The organism is Streptomyces sp. NPDC031274, assembly GCF_055570235.1.
The window spans coordinates 173,827-190,736 of sequence record NZ_JBVIHP010000007.1 but is presented as its reverse complement, the minus strand read 5'-3'; the positions used below and the strand labels follow the sequence as shown (position 1 = coordinate 190,736).

The 16,910-nt window shown below is 72.0% G+C and carries 12 protein-coding genes; 2 read left to right on the top strand and 10 right to left on the bottom strand.

Going from position 1 to position 16,910, the window contains the following annotated elements:
• Positions 1–40: 40 nt before the first annotated feature.
• A complete protein-coding gene (locus ACZ5CR_RS14345) occupies positions 41–1,405 on the bottom strand; it encodes an Nramp family divalent metal transporter (RefSeq protein WP_468857281.1) in 1,365 nt (454 codons plus the stop codon).
• Positions 1,406–1,645: 240 nt separating this feature from the next.
• Here ACZ5CR_RS14345 and ACZ5CR_RS14340 point away from each other — a divergent pair, with 240 nt between their 5' ends.
• On the top strand, positions 1,646–3,016 hold the full coding sequence (locus tag ACZ5CR_RS14340) for a M14 family metallopeptidase (protein WP_468857279.1): 1,371 nt from the start codon (positions 1,646–1,648) through the stop codon (positions 3,014–3,016).
• A 48-nt stretch (positions 3,017–3,064) separates the two neighbouring features.
• Here the strand turns inward: ACZ5CR_RS14340 and ACZ5CR_RS14335 are convergent, their stop codons facing one another.
• From ACZ5CR_RS14335 to ACZ5CR_RS14315, 5 genes are all read right to left on the bottom strand, one after another.
• Complete coding sequence (locus tag ACZ5CR_RS14335) at positions 3,065–4,630, bottom strand: AAA family ATPase (protein ID WP_468857278.1); 1,566 nt, start codon at positions 4,628–4,630, stop codon at positions 3,065–3,067.
• Positions 4,631–4,711: 81 nt separating this feature from the next.
• Complete coding sequence (locus tag ACZ5CR_RS14330; RefSeq protein ID WP_468857276.1) at positions 4,712–5,284, bottom strand: hypothetical protein; 573 nt, start codon at positions 5,282–5,284, stop codon at positions 4,712–4,714.
• Entirely contained in the window at positions 5,281–5,487 is a 207-nt protein-coding gene (locus tag ACZ5CR_RS14325) for a hypothetical protein (protein ID WP_468857275.1), read from the bottom strand. Before ACZ5CR_RS14325 ends, ACZ5CR_RS14330 begins: the two co-directional genes overlap by 4 nt.
• Positions 5,484–7,253 carry a hypothetical protein gene (locus tag ACZ5CR_RS14320; RefSeq protein WP_468857273.1) on the bottom strand — a complete coding sequence of 590 codons (1,770 nt, stop codon included), beginning with the start codon at positions 7,251–7,253 and terminating at the stop codon, positions 5,484–5,486. The genes ACZ5CR_RS14325 and ACZ5CR_RS14320 overlap by 4 nt, the downstream gene beginning before the upstream one ends.
• A gap of 98 nt (positions 7,254–7,351) precedes the next feature.
• Positions 7,352–7,792, bottom strand: coding sequence for a hypothetical protein (locus ACZ5CR_RS14315; RefSeq protein ID WP_468857271.1), 441 nt, complete (start codon positions 7,790–7,792; stop codon positions 7,352–7,354).
• 245 nt (positions 7,793–8,037) lie between these two features.
• On the opposite strand from ACZ5CR_RS14315, the gene ACZ5CR_RS14310 reads away from it, so the two are divergent.
• Positions 8,038–10,017, top strand: coding sequence for a caspase family protein (locus ACZ5CR_RS14310; protein WP_468857270.1), 1,980 nt, complete (start codon positions 8,038–8,040; stop codon positions 10,015–10,017).
• Positions 10,018–10,065: 48 nt separating this feature from the next.
• On the opposite strand, the gene ACZ5CR_RS14305 is transcribed toward ACZ5CR_RS14310, so the two are convergent.
• From ACZ5CR_RS14305 to ACZ5CR_RS14290, 4 genes are read right to left on the bottom strand one after another with little or no spacing between them, the layout of a single operon-like run.
• On the bottom strand, positions 10,066–14,247 hold the full coding sequence (locus ACZ5CR_RS14305; RefSeq protein ID WP_468857269.1) for a CHAT domain-containing protein: 4,182 nt from the start codon (positions 14,245–14,247) through the stop codon (positions 10,066–10,068).
• 28 nt (positions 14,248–14,275) lie between these two features.
• Positions 14,276–14,929, bottom strand: a complete 654-nt coding sequence (locus ACZ5CR_RS14300) for an RES family NAD+ phosphorylase (RefSeq protein ID WP_468857267.1) — start codon at positions 14,927–14,929, stop codon at positions 14,276–14,278.
• A gap of 2 nt (positions 14,930–14,931) precedes the next feature.
• Positions 14,932–15,606 (bottom strand): hypothetical protein, encoded by a 675-nt coding sequence (locus ACZ5CR_RS14295; RefSeq protein ID WP_468857266.1) that lies wholly within the window; start codon positions 15,604–15,606, stop codon positions 14,932–14,934.
• Positions 15,603–16,742 (bottom strand): macro domain-containing protein, encoded by a 1,140-nt coding sequence (locus ACZ5CR_RS14290; RefSeq protein ID WP_468857264.1) that lies wholly within the window; start codon positions 16,740–16,742, stop codon positions 15,603–15,605. The genes ACZ5CR_RS14295 and ACZ5CR_RS14290 overlap by 4 nt, the downstream gene beginning before the upstream one ends.
• Between the last annotated feature and the right edge of the window lie 168 nt (positions 16,743–16,910).

Genomic DNA, 16,910 nt, shown 5'->3' with positions numbered 1-16,910 from the left:
CCCCCGGCGGCGCTGCTGTTCCATCGGCCCGACTCGCCCGCTACCAGGGCAGGTCGCGCACCTGCTGCACGCACAGGACGAGGAAGAGAAGACCGGCCGCCGCGAGCATCACGTTGCTCAGCAGGCCGTTGCGCCATTCCTTGGGCGTACGGGAGGAGTTGAGCAGCCAGAGCAGCGTGAGCGCGAGGAACGGCATGAAGAACGCGCCGAGCACGCCGTAGGCGACGACCAGGCCGAACGGCTGGTCGAGGAAGAGCAGGCCCATCGGCGGGAAGGTGAGCCAGAGCAGGTACGCCCGGAAGGGGACCGACTTCTCCCGCTTGCCCGCCGCCACCTCCTTGACCATCTCGTCAGCGCCCTGGATGCCCTCGACAGCCTTCTCAGCGGCATGCTCGGCGGCCTTCTCGGTGGCCGACGCGTCCCGCTCGCGCTTCAACCGCTCCACGAAGTCCGCGAACATCAGGCTCACGCCGTGCCACACGCCCATCAGGGCCCCGAAGGAGGTGGCGAAGAAGCCGATCAGGAAGAGGTTCGCGGTGACCGCGCCGAACTTGTCCTCCAGGACGTTGCCGAGGTCGATGAGGCCCCGGTCGCCGGAGGTGAGCGCGATGTTCGTGGAGTGCAGGAGCTCGGCGCCGATGATCATCATCGCGACGACGAAGACGCCGGTCGTGATGTACGCGACGCGGTTGTCGAGCCGCATGACCCGCAGCCAGCTGATGTCGGTCCAGCCCTTGGAGTTCACCCAGTACCCGTACGCGGCCATGGTGATGGTGCCGCCGACGCCGCCGACCAGGCCGAGCGTGTAGAGCAGCGAACCGTCCGGCAGGGCGGGCACCAGGCCCGCGAAGGCGTTGCCGAGGTCGGGGGCGACGCGGATGGCGACGTACACGACGATCAGGAACTTCATGCCGATGACGATCGTCATCGCCTTCTCGAAGACGGCATACCGGTTGAACCAGACGAAGGCGAGCCCGAGCACGCCGCAGAGGATCGCCCAGACCTTCAGGCTCGGCCCGTCCGGGAAGAGCGCGACGAGCGGCAGAGCGCTCGACGACATCGCCGTGGCGCCGTAGACGAAGCCCCAGATGACGACGTAGATCGCGAAGTACCAGGTGGTCCACTGCCCGAGGCTGCGCCAGCCCTCGAAGAGGGTGCGCCCGGTGGCCAGGTGCCAGCGGCCCGTCGCCTCGGCGAGCGAGATCTTCACCAGACAGCCGATGATCGCGGCCCACATGAGCGTGTAGCCGAATTTGCTGCCCGCGATCAGCGTCGCGACGAGGTCACCCGCACCGACGCCGGTCGCGGCGACGACGATGCCTGGGCCGATGTACTTCCAGCTCGGCTTGCGGAGCCGGGGCGCCGCATCTCCCGTGGCAGCGTCACTGCCTGTCGTTTCAGCCATGCCGATCAAGAAACCGCATGGCGGCGTGTGACACAAGGGGTTGGCCGAAGACAGCGTTGACCGGAGCATGCCATGCCTCCACGATAGGGCCGCGCGACCCGCACCGCACACCCTGCACACCCGGCACCGCGCACCCCGCACAGCCCGCACAGCCCGCACCGCGCACCCTGCACAACCCGCACCGCGCACCCCGCACCACCCGCGTCGCACTGAACCACCCCCCACCCCTCAGGAGACTTCATGCGGCTTCGTATACGCGGCAGAAGACCCGCCGCCCTCGCAGTCCTCTTGGCTCTCGCCGTGGCGGCGCCCATCACCGCCAACGCGTCACCCGACTCCACCGACCGGACCGCCGCACGCGACACGGCGTCGGCGGCGACCGACGACGAAACGCGCCAGTACGAGATCCCCCTCGGCGACGACAAGGCCGACAAGGCCGACGACAGAGCAGCACGCACCGCGCTCGCCCGCACCGGCGTCACCATCGACGAGGTCGACGCCCGCGCGGTGGTCGTCTCCGCCGACGGCGGCGAGGCGGCCCGGCTACGGGACGCGGGCTACGAGCTCAAGGCCCTGGCCGGACCCCCGAAGCGTACGAACGGCCTGCCGGTCGAGGCCAAGGACTTCCCGCCCGCCGACGCGAAGTACCACAACTACGCCGAGATGAACGCGGAGATCGACCAGCGCATCGCGGCCCATCCGACCCTGATGAGCAAGAAGGTCATCGGCAAGTCCTACTCGGGCCGGGACATCATCGCCATCAAGATCAGCGACAACGTCTCGACCGACGAGGCCGAGCCCGAGGTCCTCTTCACCCACCACCAGCACGCCCGCGAGCACCTGACCGTCGAGATGGCGCTGTACCTGATGCGCGAACTCGGCGACGACTACGGCACGGACGCGCGCGTCAAGAAGATGGTCGACGAGCGCGAGATCTGGATCGTGCCGGACATGAACCCGGACGGCGGCGAGTACGACATCGCGACCGGCTCCTACCGCAGCTGGCGCAAGAACCGCCAGCCCAACAGCGGTTCGTCGAACGTCGGCACCGACCTGAACCGCAACTGGAACTACAAGTGGGGCTGCTGCGGCGGCTCATCGAGCTCCACCGGTTCGGAGACCTACCGGGGCAAGGCAGGCGAGTCCGCCCCCGAGGTGAAGGTGGTCGCCGACTTCGTGCGCAGCCGCGTCGTCGGAGGCAAGCAGCAGATCAAGGCCGGCATCGACTTCCACACGTACAGCGAACTGGTCCTGTGGCCCTACGGCTACACGTACAACGACACGGGCCCCGGCCTGACCAAGGACGACCGCGACGCCCACGCCGCCGTCGGCACCAAGATGGCCGCGAGCAACGGCTACACGCCCGAGCAGTCGAGCGACCTCTACATCACCGACGGCACCATCGACGACTGGCTCTGGGGCAACCAGAAGATCTTCAGCTACACCTTCGAGATGTACCCGTCGTCCGCGGGCGGCGGCGGCTTCTACCCGCCCGACGAGGTGATCGAGCGGGAGACGAACCGCAACAGGGACGCGGTCCTGCAACTCCTGGAGAACGCGGACTGCATGTACCGCTCCATCGGCAAGGAGCAGCAGTACTGCACCGGTTGAGCAGGTCGGTTCAGGGGCCGTCGGACGGCGGCCCCTGAGATCCGGCCGTCAGTCGTCCATGAACACGATCCGCCGCGCCGGCTTGGCGACGCCCGGAGCCGTGCTGGCCGACGAGCGCCCCGCGGGGACGGCGCGTTCCCGGCCCCAGGCCCTGATCTCCTCTATCTGCTCCGGGTTGACCCTGCTCATCGGCACGGTGTTGGCGAAGGTGTCCAGGAGCAGCGAGGGCTTCAGATTGTCGGGGCCGCCGTTCAGGAGTGCCTCCGCGCCCACGTCGTGCAGGGCCGACTCGATGTCGGAGCCCGCGAAGCCCTCGGAGAGGTCGACGAGCCGGTCCACCTGTTCGCTCTCGGGAGCGGTCTTCAGATAGCGCTGGTGGTAGAGGGAGATGATCTCCCTGCGCTCATCGGCGTCGGGCAGGTCCACGAAGAACAGCTCGTCGAAGCGGCCCTTGCGCAGGAGTTCGGGCGGCAGGCTGCGTACGTCGTTGGCGGTGGCGACGACGAAGGCGCGCGACTGGGACTCCTGGAGCCAGAAGAGGAACTGGCCGATGATGCGCTGCGGCACGCCCGTGCCGTCGTCGCGCCCCGCCAGGCCCTTCTCGATCTCGTCGATCCACAGGATGCAGGGCGCCACCCGGTCGGCCATCGCGAGGGCCTCCCGGAAACGGCCCTCCGACTCGCCCAGGTACTTGCCGTGGATGCTGCCCATGTCGAGGCGGTAGAGCGGCAGCTTCCACTCGTGGGCGATGGCCTTCGCGGAGAGCGACTTGCCGCAGCCGGGCACCCCGACGAGGAGTACCCCGCGCGGCGGCCGCAGCTCGGTGCCGCGCAGGTCGGCGTGCATCAGCTCGTGCTTGCGGCGCAGCCATCCGCGCAGGCTGCCGAGGCCGCCGATCGCGTAGTCGCTCTCCCGCAGCGCGACCCGCTCCAGGCCGGTGAGATCGCTGAAGATCCGGTCCTTGGCCTGGGCGAGCCCGAGGACGTCCGCCTCCCTGATGGAGCCCTTGGCCGCGATGGTCGCCATCAGGTTGACGCACTCGGCCTCGGTGACACCGCGCAGGAACTCGGCGGCACGCCGCGCGTCCTCCTCGCTCCACTCGATGGGGATGTGGCCCCTGTGGTCGCCGAGGAAGCTGCTGAGGATGCCGTACATCTCGTCGGCGTCCGGCAGGTCGAGGTGCAGGCTCATGCCGAGGCGCTGGAGACCGCTCCAGATGGGGGTGTCCGTGATGAGGACGATGCTGCCCATGTTGCTGTCGGCGAGCCTGGCCAGCTCGGCCACGTGCCGGGTGACCGGGGTGTCCGCCTCCAGGCCGTCGGGGTCGACGAACACCACCGTGGCGTTGGCCCTGCTGGTGAACTGGGTGGCGGCGAACTCCATGGCACCGGTGAGCGAACGGTCGTCCATCACCGGCGAGTTGGTCCGTAGATCGCGCAGGCCCGTGGCCCTGGTGTAGATCCAGAACGGCATGCTGCTGCGGCGCGACTGGGTGGCTGACTCACGCAGCAGGCGCAGGGCGCGCTGCTGCTCGATGGTGCGCATGCCGATCACCGGCACGCGCGCGGAGATGTAGCTGTCGAGGTGGTGCAGGCTCTCGGCGTAGTTCGACATACGGATTTTGGCCTTCGCGGGAGTGGGCGGGGTGGGCCGGGAACTGTTTGGAGCGTTCGTCGCTCCTTCGGGGCGCGCTCGTCAGTCAGGGATCACTCGGCGCCGTGGCGCGGCAGCAGGGTCGTACGCCCAGGGGTCCGGGGCTGTGCGCGTGGCGGGCGGCGGTGGGCCTTGGGCGAGGACGCCGGTGAGGGCGTTGTCGCGCAGGGTGCGGCGGCGTTCTTCGAGGCCGCGCGCGTCCCCGCCCTGCCGCACCGCGTCGTCGATGAACCGTTCCAGCTGGTCCTGGAGCTGTGGGATCTGCCGGTCGACCAACTCCGTCATGGCCGTGCGCAGCTTCTCCGGGAGCCCGGGGTGCCCCGCCACGGCACGGACGCTCTGGAGTCCGGCCCTCGCCTGCGCCAGCTCCCGGCCGAAGGAGAACTCGTCGTGCGCCGCCCCCATCGCGAGGGTCAGCTTCCCGGCCCAGGACTTGAGCCGCCGGTCGAGCGCGCCCCCGAGGTGGACCGTGAGCCGCTCGACCGTCGCCCCGTCGTACTGCTCCTCGGTGATCGCGGGCAGCACGGCCGGGTCGACGTCCTCGAACTCCGCCCAGCGGCGCAGGAACTCGACCCAGGCCTGGTAGGCGCCGCCGTCACCCCACAGTCCGCTCACGCGGAGCTGCCGGGGCGCCGTACGAAGGTCTCGCCGGGTGGCAGCGGCTCCCAGTCGGGCAGCTCTTCGGCGATCCGACGGAGGCGGTTGGTGACGCGCTCGCCCTGGGACCGACCGGTGGCGGCCCATGGGGACGGGGGCTTCTGGCCCTGGTTCTGGCTCCGGTCCTCCCGGGACTGCCAGGGCTGCGGGGGAACGCTCATCGCTGCTTCTCCTTGACGACGGTGCGGCCCTCGAAGGGCGAGCCGCCCTGGGTCGCGGTGGCAAGAGACGTGATCAGCTCACGGCACTCCGACTCCATCAGGTCGGCGGCCCGGTACTTCTCGTGCCAGTCGGTCAACTCCGCTGACGCGCCGCGCAGTTGGTGGAGCGAGTCGGTCTTGGCCCGCTCCAGGAGCTGACGCGCGTTGTCCTGGTTGCGCTTGGCCGCCTGCGCGCCGTTGTAGAGGAACAGCCCCCATACGCCGCCGGTGATCGCGGCGGCGACGAGCGCGAAGCCGATGTGGATCGCCCCGATGAGGAGCAGGATCCCCGCGACCACGGCGATCAGCGGCGCCACCTTGCGGCCCGTCGGGTAGGCGAGCGAGGCGATGAACGGGGCCATGTGCTGGTACCAGTGAGCGGCGAGGGACCCCTCCAGCGCGGCGAGCGGCTGCGTGAACGAGCCGGACCACGGCGGCAGATGGAAGGTCTGCGCACCGACCGTGTGCGCCGTGCCGAACTGCGCCGTCACGTCCTGCGGGACCGATGCCCGGTAGTCGCGCGTGAAGCCCGTGTGCGCCTGGAAGAACCACTCGTTGCAGGCGGCGACGGCAAGGCGCTGGGTGGCGGCCGATGTGCCGATCGCGGCCGGGTTGAGCGCCGCCGTGGTCTGCACGGTCAGATAGTCGAGCGTCTCCTCGTACGAGGCGGAGTCCGCGTCGGATGCCTGGCGGGCGGCGAGTACGTCGCCGTCGTGGCCGACGACCGCCTGGTAGAAGGCGAGGTCGCGGCGCAGGGGCAGCTCTTCGTCGTCGTACTCGGAGACGAGCCGGTCGAGGATGTCGTCCACGGCGTCCTCAAGACGGTCCGACGGCTCGAACTCCCGCCGCATGATGGCCCGGTACTTGTCGAGCACGGCCTCCTGCGCCCGCGCGGAGCTGTAGGCCGAGTCGAGGTAGGGCCACTGCGGGGAGACGGCCGCCAAGCGCGGGAACTCGGCCTTGGCGGACGCCTGGCGCAGCGAGTCGATCTCCTCGCGCCACCGCGCGACCTGCCGCGTCTGCGACTGCGCGTCGTCGGCCAGGTGCTCGCGCCAGCCCGCAAGGGTGTCGGTGAGCAGCTCACGTCCTACGAGGCCGAAGGCGCCCTGCGCGATCGACTCAAGGATGACCGCGAACTCCCGGCCGAGCGCAGCGGGGTCCTGCGCGAGGAGGTAGTGCCGCAGCCAGCGCACGGCGGACTCCTTGCGGCCCTGGCGGCGCAGCACGAGCGCGAAGAAGAGAGCGGTGCGGTCCGGGGAGCGCCGGAAGGCCTCCTCCACGCCGCGCTCGCACAGCAGCCGGTCGTCGGCCGACCAGGAGGCGAGCGCGACCAGGGCGGGCGCCAGCCAGTAGCGGGGCGTCTGGATCATCAGCTGGTCGCTGACCATACGGACGTTGTCCTCGGACACCAGGCCCACGTCGAAGGCCTGGAGCATGCCGACCGCGGTGCGCCGCACCGTCTTGTGGTGACCGAACTCGTGGTCCACCTGGTCCTGGATGACGCCGATCCGGGTCTCGGCGCGCTGCACGTTGGCGGTGGACTCGGCCTGCTTGACGAACGCGAGGAACTCGTCGCGCAGTTGCTGGAGTTCGCCACGGGTCTGCTGCTGATTGTGGTCGACGGTCGCCACCTGGCCGGACACCGAGCTCACCTGCTCGCCGAGCCTGACCACGAGGTTGCTGACTTCCTGCACCTGCCGACGCAGCGTGTAGTCCACCTCGGACATACGGGTCTCCGATCACACTGATCTGATCTGTGGTTGGGGCTGAGAGTGAGGGTGGGGGTGAGAGCGGGGAGGGGAGTGGGGCTGTGGAGAGGTCGCGCTCAGGGACGTACGACGGTTCCGTCCGCGAGCACGGGGAGGATCAGGCCGCCGTCGTAGACCTCGATGTACGCGTATCCGTCGGACCTGGCCAGCATCCTGGCCTGCGCGAACGGCTCCGGCATCGGTTCGGCCGGGGCGAAGTGCCGCAGGATGACCTGGAAGAGGTTGAGCACGTGGTCGATGTAGGGCGGGCCGAGGTGGCAGCGGGCGACGAGCCCGACCGGCACGTCTCCGTACGCCGTCCGGTACTCGTCGCCGATCCACTCCGCGAGCTGTCGGCGTGCCCCCTCGTCGATCCCCGCGTCGAGCCGGGTCACGGCGTCCAGGAGGGGCCGCGCCCGCGCCCTGTACAGCTCGCGGTGCGGGCCCGCGATGCCGGGAGCCCGCGTGGTGCTCTGATCCTTGCCCTGGCCGGGCGTGAGCTGTTGACCGGTCTGCACGATCCGACGAGGTCGCTCGATGTGCCCCATGTGTCCCCCGAGAGTCATGGGTGGTGAGCCGACGCGTGGCCGGCGGAGTGGTGCGCGAGGAATAGATTGGTGCATGAAGAATAGTGACGTCACGTCAATAGTGCGACCTGACATGCACATTGGCACGCGCTCGCCCCAACAGCACCCAGAAGACGACCCGTTCACGACCAGTGCGGGCACTGTGGTGGGCCACGGGCACTGTCAGACTCTCCGCCATGGGGACGATCTATGCGCTCTTGGTGGGCATCAACGACTATCCGCAACAGTTGGCGACACCGCTCACCGGATGCGTCAACGACACGAGAGAGGCCGGGCGGCTCCTCGCGGACCGCGCGGGCGGGAGCGCGGACGTGCGGGTCCTGCTGGACGCCGATGCCACGACGGCCGCCGTCACCGAGGCGATCGAGCGGCACCTGGGGGCGGCGGGGCCCGGGGACACGGCGCTGTTCTGGTTCTCCGGGCACGGCACGCAGTCGCGGGCGACGGGCGCGGACCTCCTGATCGAGGCGACGGGCCGCAACCAGGCCCTCGTCTGCGCGGACGGCCCGCTGCCCGACAAGCGCCTGGGCGCCCTGCTCGACGCGGTCGCCGCACGGGGCGCGCACACCGCGGCGGTCCTCGACTGCTGCTACGCCGGAGGCGCCACGCGGGACTCGGAGCTGACGGCGCGCTATGCGCCGCCGCCGGAGGTGGGGTGGGACCAGGACGGGGACTTCGCGGGGACGGCGGGCGCGGGGGCGCGGGACGCCGTGGTCCCTGACGAGGGCGCGCGTCATGTGCTGCTCGCCGCGAGCAGGCTCAGCCAGCGTTCCTACGAGGGCTACTTCGGCGGGCGCAGACAGGGCGCCTTCACCCACGCGCTGCTCGGCGCCGTACGCGATGCGGGCCGGGACGCGACGTACCGCGAGCTGCTCGCCGCCGCCGACGCGCGCCTCCAGCGTTCCGGGGGCGGCCAGCAGCCGGTCCTGTATCCGGCCGAGCCCGGCGGCGTCGCGGACCTGCCCTTCCTTGGCGGCTCGGTCTCGCGCGCGCCGAGCCCCTACCTGCTGCGGTACGGGGCCGAGGGCTGGGAGGTGGACTGCGGAAGCGGGCACGGGCTGCGGGAGGGCGCTGAGGCGGCGGCTTCGGGCACGGAGTTCACGGTGCTGCCCAGTGCCGGCGACGGCGGGGTCGTACGGGCGCGGGCCGTGCACGGTCACCGCACGCTCGTCGATCCCGTGGACTGGGCGCCGGTCGCCCCGCGGGTCTATCCGGTGGCGCTCTCGGCGCTTGCCCTTGCGCCTGCGACGGTCGCCGTAGTCGGCGCCGGAGACAGTGACAGTGACAGCGACGGGGCCGAACAGCGCGATGCCTTGCGGGCGTTGCGGGTGACGTTGGGCGCTTCGCCGCTGCTCCGGGCCGTCGATTCGCCTCTGGAGGCCGGGGATCTGCACTTCCGCGTCGAGGTGCGGGGTGCGTCGGTCCATGTCCTGAGGAGAGACGGGTCTCCGTTCGTGGAGCCGCTGCCGCTGGTGGACGCGGGGCGCGTCGCGGACTGCCTCGTCCACCTCACGCGCTGGCATCAGCTCCGGGATCTCACCTCGCGGCCCTCGCTCCTCGACGGGCTCGTGCGGGTGGAGATCAAGCCGTGGGACGCGCGGAACGAGCCGGGTACGGAGCTGCTGCCCGACGGGGGCGGGGAGATCGTCTGCCCCTATGTACGGGGGGCCTGTGGGCCGGAGAGCCCGTGGGTCTCCATCCGGCTGCACAACCGCTCCCCCGATCGGCCGCTGTGGTGCATGCTCCTTGATCTCACGGACGGCTACCGGAGTGACGCCGAGCTCTATCCGGGGCACTTCATCGCTCCGGGGCACACGGGGTACGCGCTCGATGATCAGCCTGTGCGGCTTTCGCTGCCGGTGGGGCGGGCCGCTGTGGGTGGGGCGAGTGCGCGGGACTGGTTGAAGCTGGTCGTGGCGGAGGGGGAGCTGAATACCGTGCCGTTCCATCTGCCCGCGTGGGAGGCGGGCGGGGCGTCTTCGCGGTCCGGCGGGCTCGTTTCCGGTGACGGTGTTCTGCGGCTCTCGGGGCCTCAAGAGCCGCTGTTGAGCCGGGACTTGGGGCGGGTCGGGGGCGCGGCGCCGGGGCTTTGGGCCACGCGGACCATTCCGTTGCGGGCTGTGGTGCCGGAGATCTCCAGCCCGTCCGGCGTGTGAGGACGAACTCGCGGAGCCGGTGATGACGGCACCCTGGGCCCCGGCCCGCTACTGCCCCAGGTGCGTGAACCCCGCCCACCCGCTCAAGTCGTCGGCGTCCACGCCCCGCGCCCGCTCCGCCAGCAACGGCGGCAGCCCCGGCGGGAGTTCACGTTCCGGGTCCAGGATCCACAGCTGAGCCCGCCGCAGGGCCCTCGCCGGGCTCTCCCCCTCCTCCCGCAGAAAGTGGTGCGTGAGGAACATCAGTACCGACGTCGCGTCGTCCGGCACCGGCCACAGCGAGCCGATCACCGACCGCGCGCCCGCCACGAGGAACGCCGTCGAGAGGGTGTAGGCCTCGTTGTGGCCGCGTCCGGAGACATGGCTCCGGCAGGCGGCGAGCAGCACCAGGCCGAGGCGGCCACGGCCTCCGCCGCTCAGCGCCTCCGTCAGCTCCTCCGCCGACAACTCGCCCCCGTGCAGCGAGAGATGGGCGCTGCCGCGCGCCGCCGCCCGCCCCGTGACCGCCGCGTGGCAGGCCAGGTGCAGTACCCCGCCGCTGTCCTCGTCGCCCGCGCGCAGCCAGGACACCACCTCCGCCGGAGTGCCCGCCCCGTCCGAACGCCCGCCCGAACGCCCGCCCGAGCGGCCCCCGAGGTACTGCCCCGACGGGTAGAAGACCCGCTGCACGGCATCGGCCTCCTCGCCCGCGTACCGCAGGTCCCCCGTGGGGTTGCCGACGACCAGCGCGCGCCCGGTGTGCGGCACCGCCGTCCTGGCGGCCACGTCGCACAGCAGCCGTGCGGAGGCCGCGTACGAGATCTCCGCCTCCTGCACCGCGTACCGGCGGCCCCCGTCGTCCGCCCGGACCCACGCCGCGTGCCAGGGGACCAGGCCGAGCGCGCCCATCGGGACGAGCACGAGGCGCGGCACCCTGCCGGGCTTTCGGGGCGCGGCGAACGCGTCGAACAGCGGGCGCATCGCCGCGTACCAGGCCCATCCGCAGAGCCGGTCGAGCCGGTCGCGGTGAGGTGTCAGGGCGACGGGCGGGGATGCGGTGGCGTAGCCCGGCACCGGGCCCATGTCGCGCGCGCCCTCGCCCGCGGGCACGTACGTGGCCAGTGGTCCCGCGTCCTCCCTCAGTTTGGGCAGCGGCAGGGAGTGCACGTCGCCGCCGTTGGTGACGACGACCGCCGCGCCGCCCCCGTCGTCGGACGCGGGTACGAGGTAGATCAGCGCGTCCTTGCCCAGGCTGCGAAGGGCGGTGGCGATCTCGGCCGGTGTGGGTGGGTCAAGGAGCCGGTCCTGCGGGGTGCCTTCGCCGGGGGGCGCCTCCTCGCCGGTGAGCGCGGCGAGCACGCGGCGGCGCAGGGCGCTGGGGACGGACAGGGATGCCTGCGTGGCGGAGAGCGGGTCCGCGGCCTGATCGGTCGCGGCACCCGCCCCGCGCCACTCGGTCGCCAGATCCTCACGGCCGACCGCGACGAGCCGCTCCGGCACGGTGCTCGACGTGGTCGCCGCGTGCAGGACAAGGCCCCGGCAGGCATCGAGCGCCCGTACCGCCTCCTCGGGGGCGTTGTCGCGCAGGCACCACGCGGCGACTTCGAGCGCCGCGCCTGTGGCCTTCTCCGCGGCCTGCGTCGCGTGCTCGGTGCCGGACTGGAGCAGTGCGGCCCAGGCGTGGCCGCGCAGGGCGTCGAGTCCGATGCGGCGTGCCCGCGCGCGGTCGTCGGCGCGCAGCGAGCCACGGGTGCGGTAGGCGCGCGCGAGTCCGAGCCCGGTGGAGGCGTAGAGGCGGTGCTCGGGGCCGCCGACCACTCCGTAGGCGTACTCCAGCATCTCGATGCCCCGGGCGAGATGGCGGTCGCGGGCGCGGGGGTCCCGCTGGATCGCGGCGAGCGCGCAGTGGCCGCCGCCGAGGCAACTGGCGTACCGCAGCTTGCTGTCGCTGCCGTCGTCGACCAGGTCGTGGGCCTCCTGGACCAGCTCCATCGCCTCGGCCAGGTCGGCGGGGTCCTGGGTCTTCCCCGCCCGCACGAAGCGGGCGATGCCGCTGTCGCCGAGCACCCAGGCCCGGTGGTCGCGCGGCAGCCTGGCCGCTTCCCTGCGCAGCTTCGCGGCGGTGGGCCTGCCGACCAGGGGCGGGGCCGGCGGCTCGCCGATCCCCTCGGCGTAGTCGTCACGGACCATCCGGTCGAGTTCGATGAGCGTCCACAGTTCGGCGCGGGTGGGGTCTTCGGGGTCGAGCCCGGCGTGCACGTCGATGACGACGGCGATGTGCCGGTCGGCGGCGGCGAGGTCACCGCGCCGGATCGCGGCCTGGGCGTCGAAGGACGCCTGCTGCGCGTCCATGGCCCGGCGCTTGTGCGGGGAGAGGCCGGGACGGTCGCGCAGCTCACGCCACTGGGCGCGGGCCGCCTCGACGTCGTCCGCGCCGCCGCCCGTCTGCCCCCGGTGGCTGGTGGCCATGATCCTGGCGAAGTCGAGCCCGTGCCCTTCGGTTCCGCCGCCCGCCCGGGCGCCCGCGGCCTGCGCCTGCGCGAAGTGGTCGAGGACCGTGTCCATGCCGCTCCCGGCGCCCGCCATCTCGTCCGTCATCCGGGCCGCGCCGACCGCCAGGTGCGCGGTGCGCTGCCACGCCGGGTCGTCCTTGGCGTGTTCGAGCACGGCCGCCACCAACTCGTCCTTCTGCGCGGCGCTGACGTGATTGCCGTGCGGATCCAGGATCCGTACGTGCGAGAGCAGCATGGCGGCGGCCTTCGCGCGGCCCTGGCCCGGTTTCTCCGCGCGCCACCCGGCGTACATCTCGTCGAACACGGCCGCCTGGCGTTCGGGGCTGAAGCCCGCGAAGAGCCCGGGGAAGTCCTCGTCGGCCCCGCCGAAGTCGAGGAAGGTACGGCCTTCGTCGATGTCGTCGAGCAGATCGCTGTACACAGCGGTGATGTCGTCGCCCAGCGGTGACGTCGTGCCGTCCTCCCGCTCACCGCCGTAGAACCGGGCCCAGGCGGCGAGGATCCGCGCCCCCTTCCGTACGTCGGCGTGCGCCTCCTCGTCGGCGAGGGCGAGTCCGGCCGCCTCGGCGACGTCGGCGATACGGCTCGGATCCGGGTCGGCGGCGTGGCGGGACTGCTGGCAGTAGCCGAGGAACATCGCTGTCGCCGTGACCTTGCCGTCCCGTTCGGGCCGCCACTCGGTGACCGCGCGCCGCATCAGGGCGATGCCCCGGTCGCAGCCCGCCGCGTCACCGCGGATGTTCGCCCGCTCGTAGAGCAGCCGCCCGAACCCGTCGAGGAACTGCGGCAGCAACTCTTCCTCGGCACCGGGCCGTGCGAGGAGCGCGGCCAGCTCGACCTCGCCCGCCGCCGCGTGCGCCTGGTCCTTCCAGGTGGACCAGATCATGACGCGGACGAAGAGGGCCCGGCTCTCCGCCTCCCCGGCCCACCACGGCTCCTCGCCGGTACGCCGCCGTGCGTCGCGGACCGCCGTACCGAACGCCTCTCGCGCCTCCTCAAGTTCATCCCGGTCGGCGGTCGCCCTTCCGTGCACGAGCAGCGTGATGCCCAAGCTGTGCCGGACGAGCGGCAGGTCGGTGCCGGGCAGCGCGGCTTCGAGCACCGCCTTGTAGTGCGCGACGGCGGCTGCCGCGTCCTCGACGCCGCCGCCCAGCATGCAGCGTTCGAGCCGCAGGAACCCTTGCGCCTCCCACAGGTCGACGGCCTCCTGGCTGCCCGCCTCCAGGACCCCCTCGGCGTCGGCGGAGCGGCGCACGGCCTCGTCGAGCAGGGCGGCACGCTCCTCGTGCGGCGCGTCCGACGGGGCCTGCGTGTACCGCTCCTTCGCGCAGAGGGCGAGCAGATGGCGGCCCAGTGCGCGTGGGGCGTCGTACGCGGGGTCGTCGGCGGACAGCGAATCGGTCCCGGTGAGCAGCAACTCCCAGCATGCAAAGAGGAGTTGCGGTGAGGGGTCGATGTCGTACTGAAGGGCCCGCACGTGCGCGTACACGATCCGCCACGCGTGCCAGTCGTCGTCCGTGCCCGGCGCCGCGAAGGCCAGGGCGAAGGCTTCCGCCGCGAGGTCCAGGTCCGCGCCGTCCGGCTCGCTCTCGGCCAACAGGTGGATGCGGTAGCTCAGTTCGCCCGCGTACGCGCACAGCGCCGGCGCCTCCTGCGCGTCGGACGGCAGTCGCGCGATGCGGTCGAGGACCTCGTCGCGCTCGTCCGCGAGTCGCGGCTGTCTGTTCTCGTCGAGCACAGTGACCCTTTACGTGGGGAGAGGGCCCTCAGGGGGCGAGGCGCGCATGGTACGGCTGGAGAACGGAGTTGAGCCATCGTTCGCCGTCCGTCGTGCCGAAGTCCACCGCGTTCCCCTCGACGGCCTCGGCTGCTCCCTGCGGGCACCGGTCGCCGAAGAGCAGCACCGTACGGTCGCCCGGCTCGCGCTTCGACGACCAGACGAAGCCCTGCGCCCAGGGGTCGGTGTGGCCGCGGATCCAGTGCGCCCAGTCGCGCGTGTACGCGTAGTCGATCGCCTCGGTCTGGACGAGCCAGCTGTCCTGGTGGACGGCGGCCAGTTCCTGCGCGCTCATCAGCGACACCACGGTGACGTCGGCGGTGAGCCGGAGCGTGGACAGGCGCCGCCCCTCGACGCTCACGCGCGGGACGAGGCGGGGGCCGCCCGCCGGGTCGAACGGCAGGGAGCGCAGCAGGGTCTCGCAGACCGCGGCCGCCGGGCTGAGGCCCACGTAGAGGTAGCCGTAGGGATCGCAGGCCGTTCCGTCGAAGCGGCCGCCCCCGTAGAGGCAGTGCGAGGGGCGCGGGTTGAATCCGGCGGGGTCGCGCCGCGATGAGTGCACGCGGTGCAGGACCGTGCCGCGTTCCAGGGTGACCTTGGCGGGGGTGCCGGTCATGGTGTCGGGCGGGCGGTAGTTGGGCACGGCTACTCACCCTCCATCAAGAAGCGTGCGGTGTCCGCGAGTTGGCGGTCGCGTCCGCAGCCCAGGAGCAGCGCGGGAGATGTGCCGAGCCAGGCGTTGGCGGAAAGCCACCAGTCGGCGGCGCCCCAGGGGTCGCGGTCGGCGGCCAGGATGGCGTTGACTTCGAGGACGACGAGCCAGGGCATCGTGCCCTCGGAGAACTGGAAGCGCGGCAGGCGGGGCAGACCGCCCGCGCCGGGCAGCCTGATCAGCTCGGGCGCGAACGGGTTGCCGCCGTGCCGCAGCACCGTGTCGGCGTCGAGGGCGGGCGCGGCGAGCAGCCGTTCGCGGACCGGGCCCAGCACGGGCCCGACCATGCGGTGGCCGTCGATCAGGAGCACGGCCAGATCCTCGACGCGAAAGCCCTGGTAGTCGAGGTCCGCACCGGCCGCCGCCCCTTCGAGGTCGGCGTCCATGGTGAGCCGCGCCTCGCCCCCGGCACCGAACTCCTCCGGCAGCCGCTCGCGCAACAGCTCCGCCGCCCGGTCGGCCGCGTCCCTGCGGGTCGGCTCGTCGGCGTCCCGGGCGCGTACGACGTCGAGGAGCACCGCGAGCCGGTCGCGGAGCGGCTGGTCGAGGTGGTCGGCGATGCGGTCCCAGAGCGCGGCGGCGGCCGCGAGGACGGCGTACGGATTCACGGTTTCCCCCTGACGTGACCTTCGCGGATGCCCCGTTCCGCACCCGTCCCCCGGCCGGTCGAGCCGGCGAGCAGCCGCTCGATGAGGTCGGCGCGCGCATGGCGCCGGACGACGAAGTGGACGTCCAAGGCCGCGCCGCGGGCGAGTTCCGCCTCCACGGCCGCCCACAGCGCGCCGAAGCTCTCCAGCGGCGAGAGGCCGCCGCGGCCCGCGCCGAGCAGCGGCAGGCAGATGGAGGTGAGGGGCGGATCGCCCGCCCGGGACTCCTCGGTGAGCAGCGCGAAGGCGCGGGCCACACCCCGGGTCACGTCGGCGGGCTGCACGTCGTAGTCATTGGTCTCGGGCCGGGGCACGGCCACCGCCACGTGGTAGATCCGCCGGACGCCCTGGTCCGCGAGGGCGCCGGACGAGGTGGCGACGACTGTTCCCGGCAGGGCCGCCCGGCCCGGTACTCCGTGCCGGGCGGCCCATCCCCGTAACTCATCGTGGACATGGTCCTCGACGAGTCCCCCCGTGGGGTCTTTGCGCGCTCCGGCCCTCCGCAGGGTCGCCGATACCGACGACTTGTAGGCGGCGGGCAGCGCGAAGTACGTGTTCGACGGCGAGACGATGACGTCCACGTCCCGCAGCAGGTCCACCGAGTGGACGTGCACGGTGACGGTCACGGCGCGCCCGTGCAGAGTCAGGCGGAGCTCGCGGTGGGCCGCGGGCAGTCCGCCCGTCGGCTCACCGCTCTCCCCCGGCACCCGGACCGCGATGCCGACGACCTGCTCGGCTATCTGCCCGAGCACCATCAACTCGTGGTGCTTGCGGAACCGTTCGACGCTGACCCCGTACACCTGGGCGGCCCTTCGGCGCCGGTCCGCGGGCGGCCAGTCGCGGGTGCCCTGGGCGAGGCCGAGGGTGTACTCGGCGGCGGTCTGGAGACTGCCTCCGCCGATTCCGGCGACGGCGGCCCGGAGTAGTCGCTCGACGGCTCCGAAGGACAACTCGCCGTCGGACGCTGGTAGTTCACCGGCGATACGGATCAGCTCAGGCGTGTCCGTCTCGCGCAGTCTGACGACGCCTGCCCGCCGCACCTTCCTCACCTCCTCGAGTACCAATCCGTGATCGGGTATGTGAGGAGGCGGTGACATGGCGGCAAGGATCGCACCGGCGTCACACCCCTCACAAGCCCGTTCCGTTCTCCCCTCGTCTTCCATTGCACAGCAGCCGCCGGTCGGACTCCGGGCGCGCGCGGGGCGGAAACGGGTCGGGGGGACGAAAGGCGCCCCCGGCCGTTGCGGCCGGGGGCGCCCTCGAAG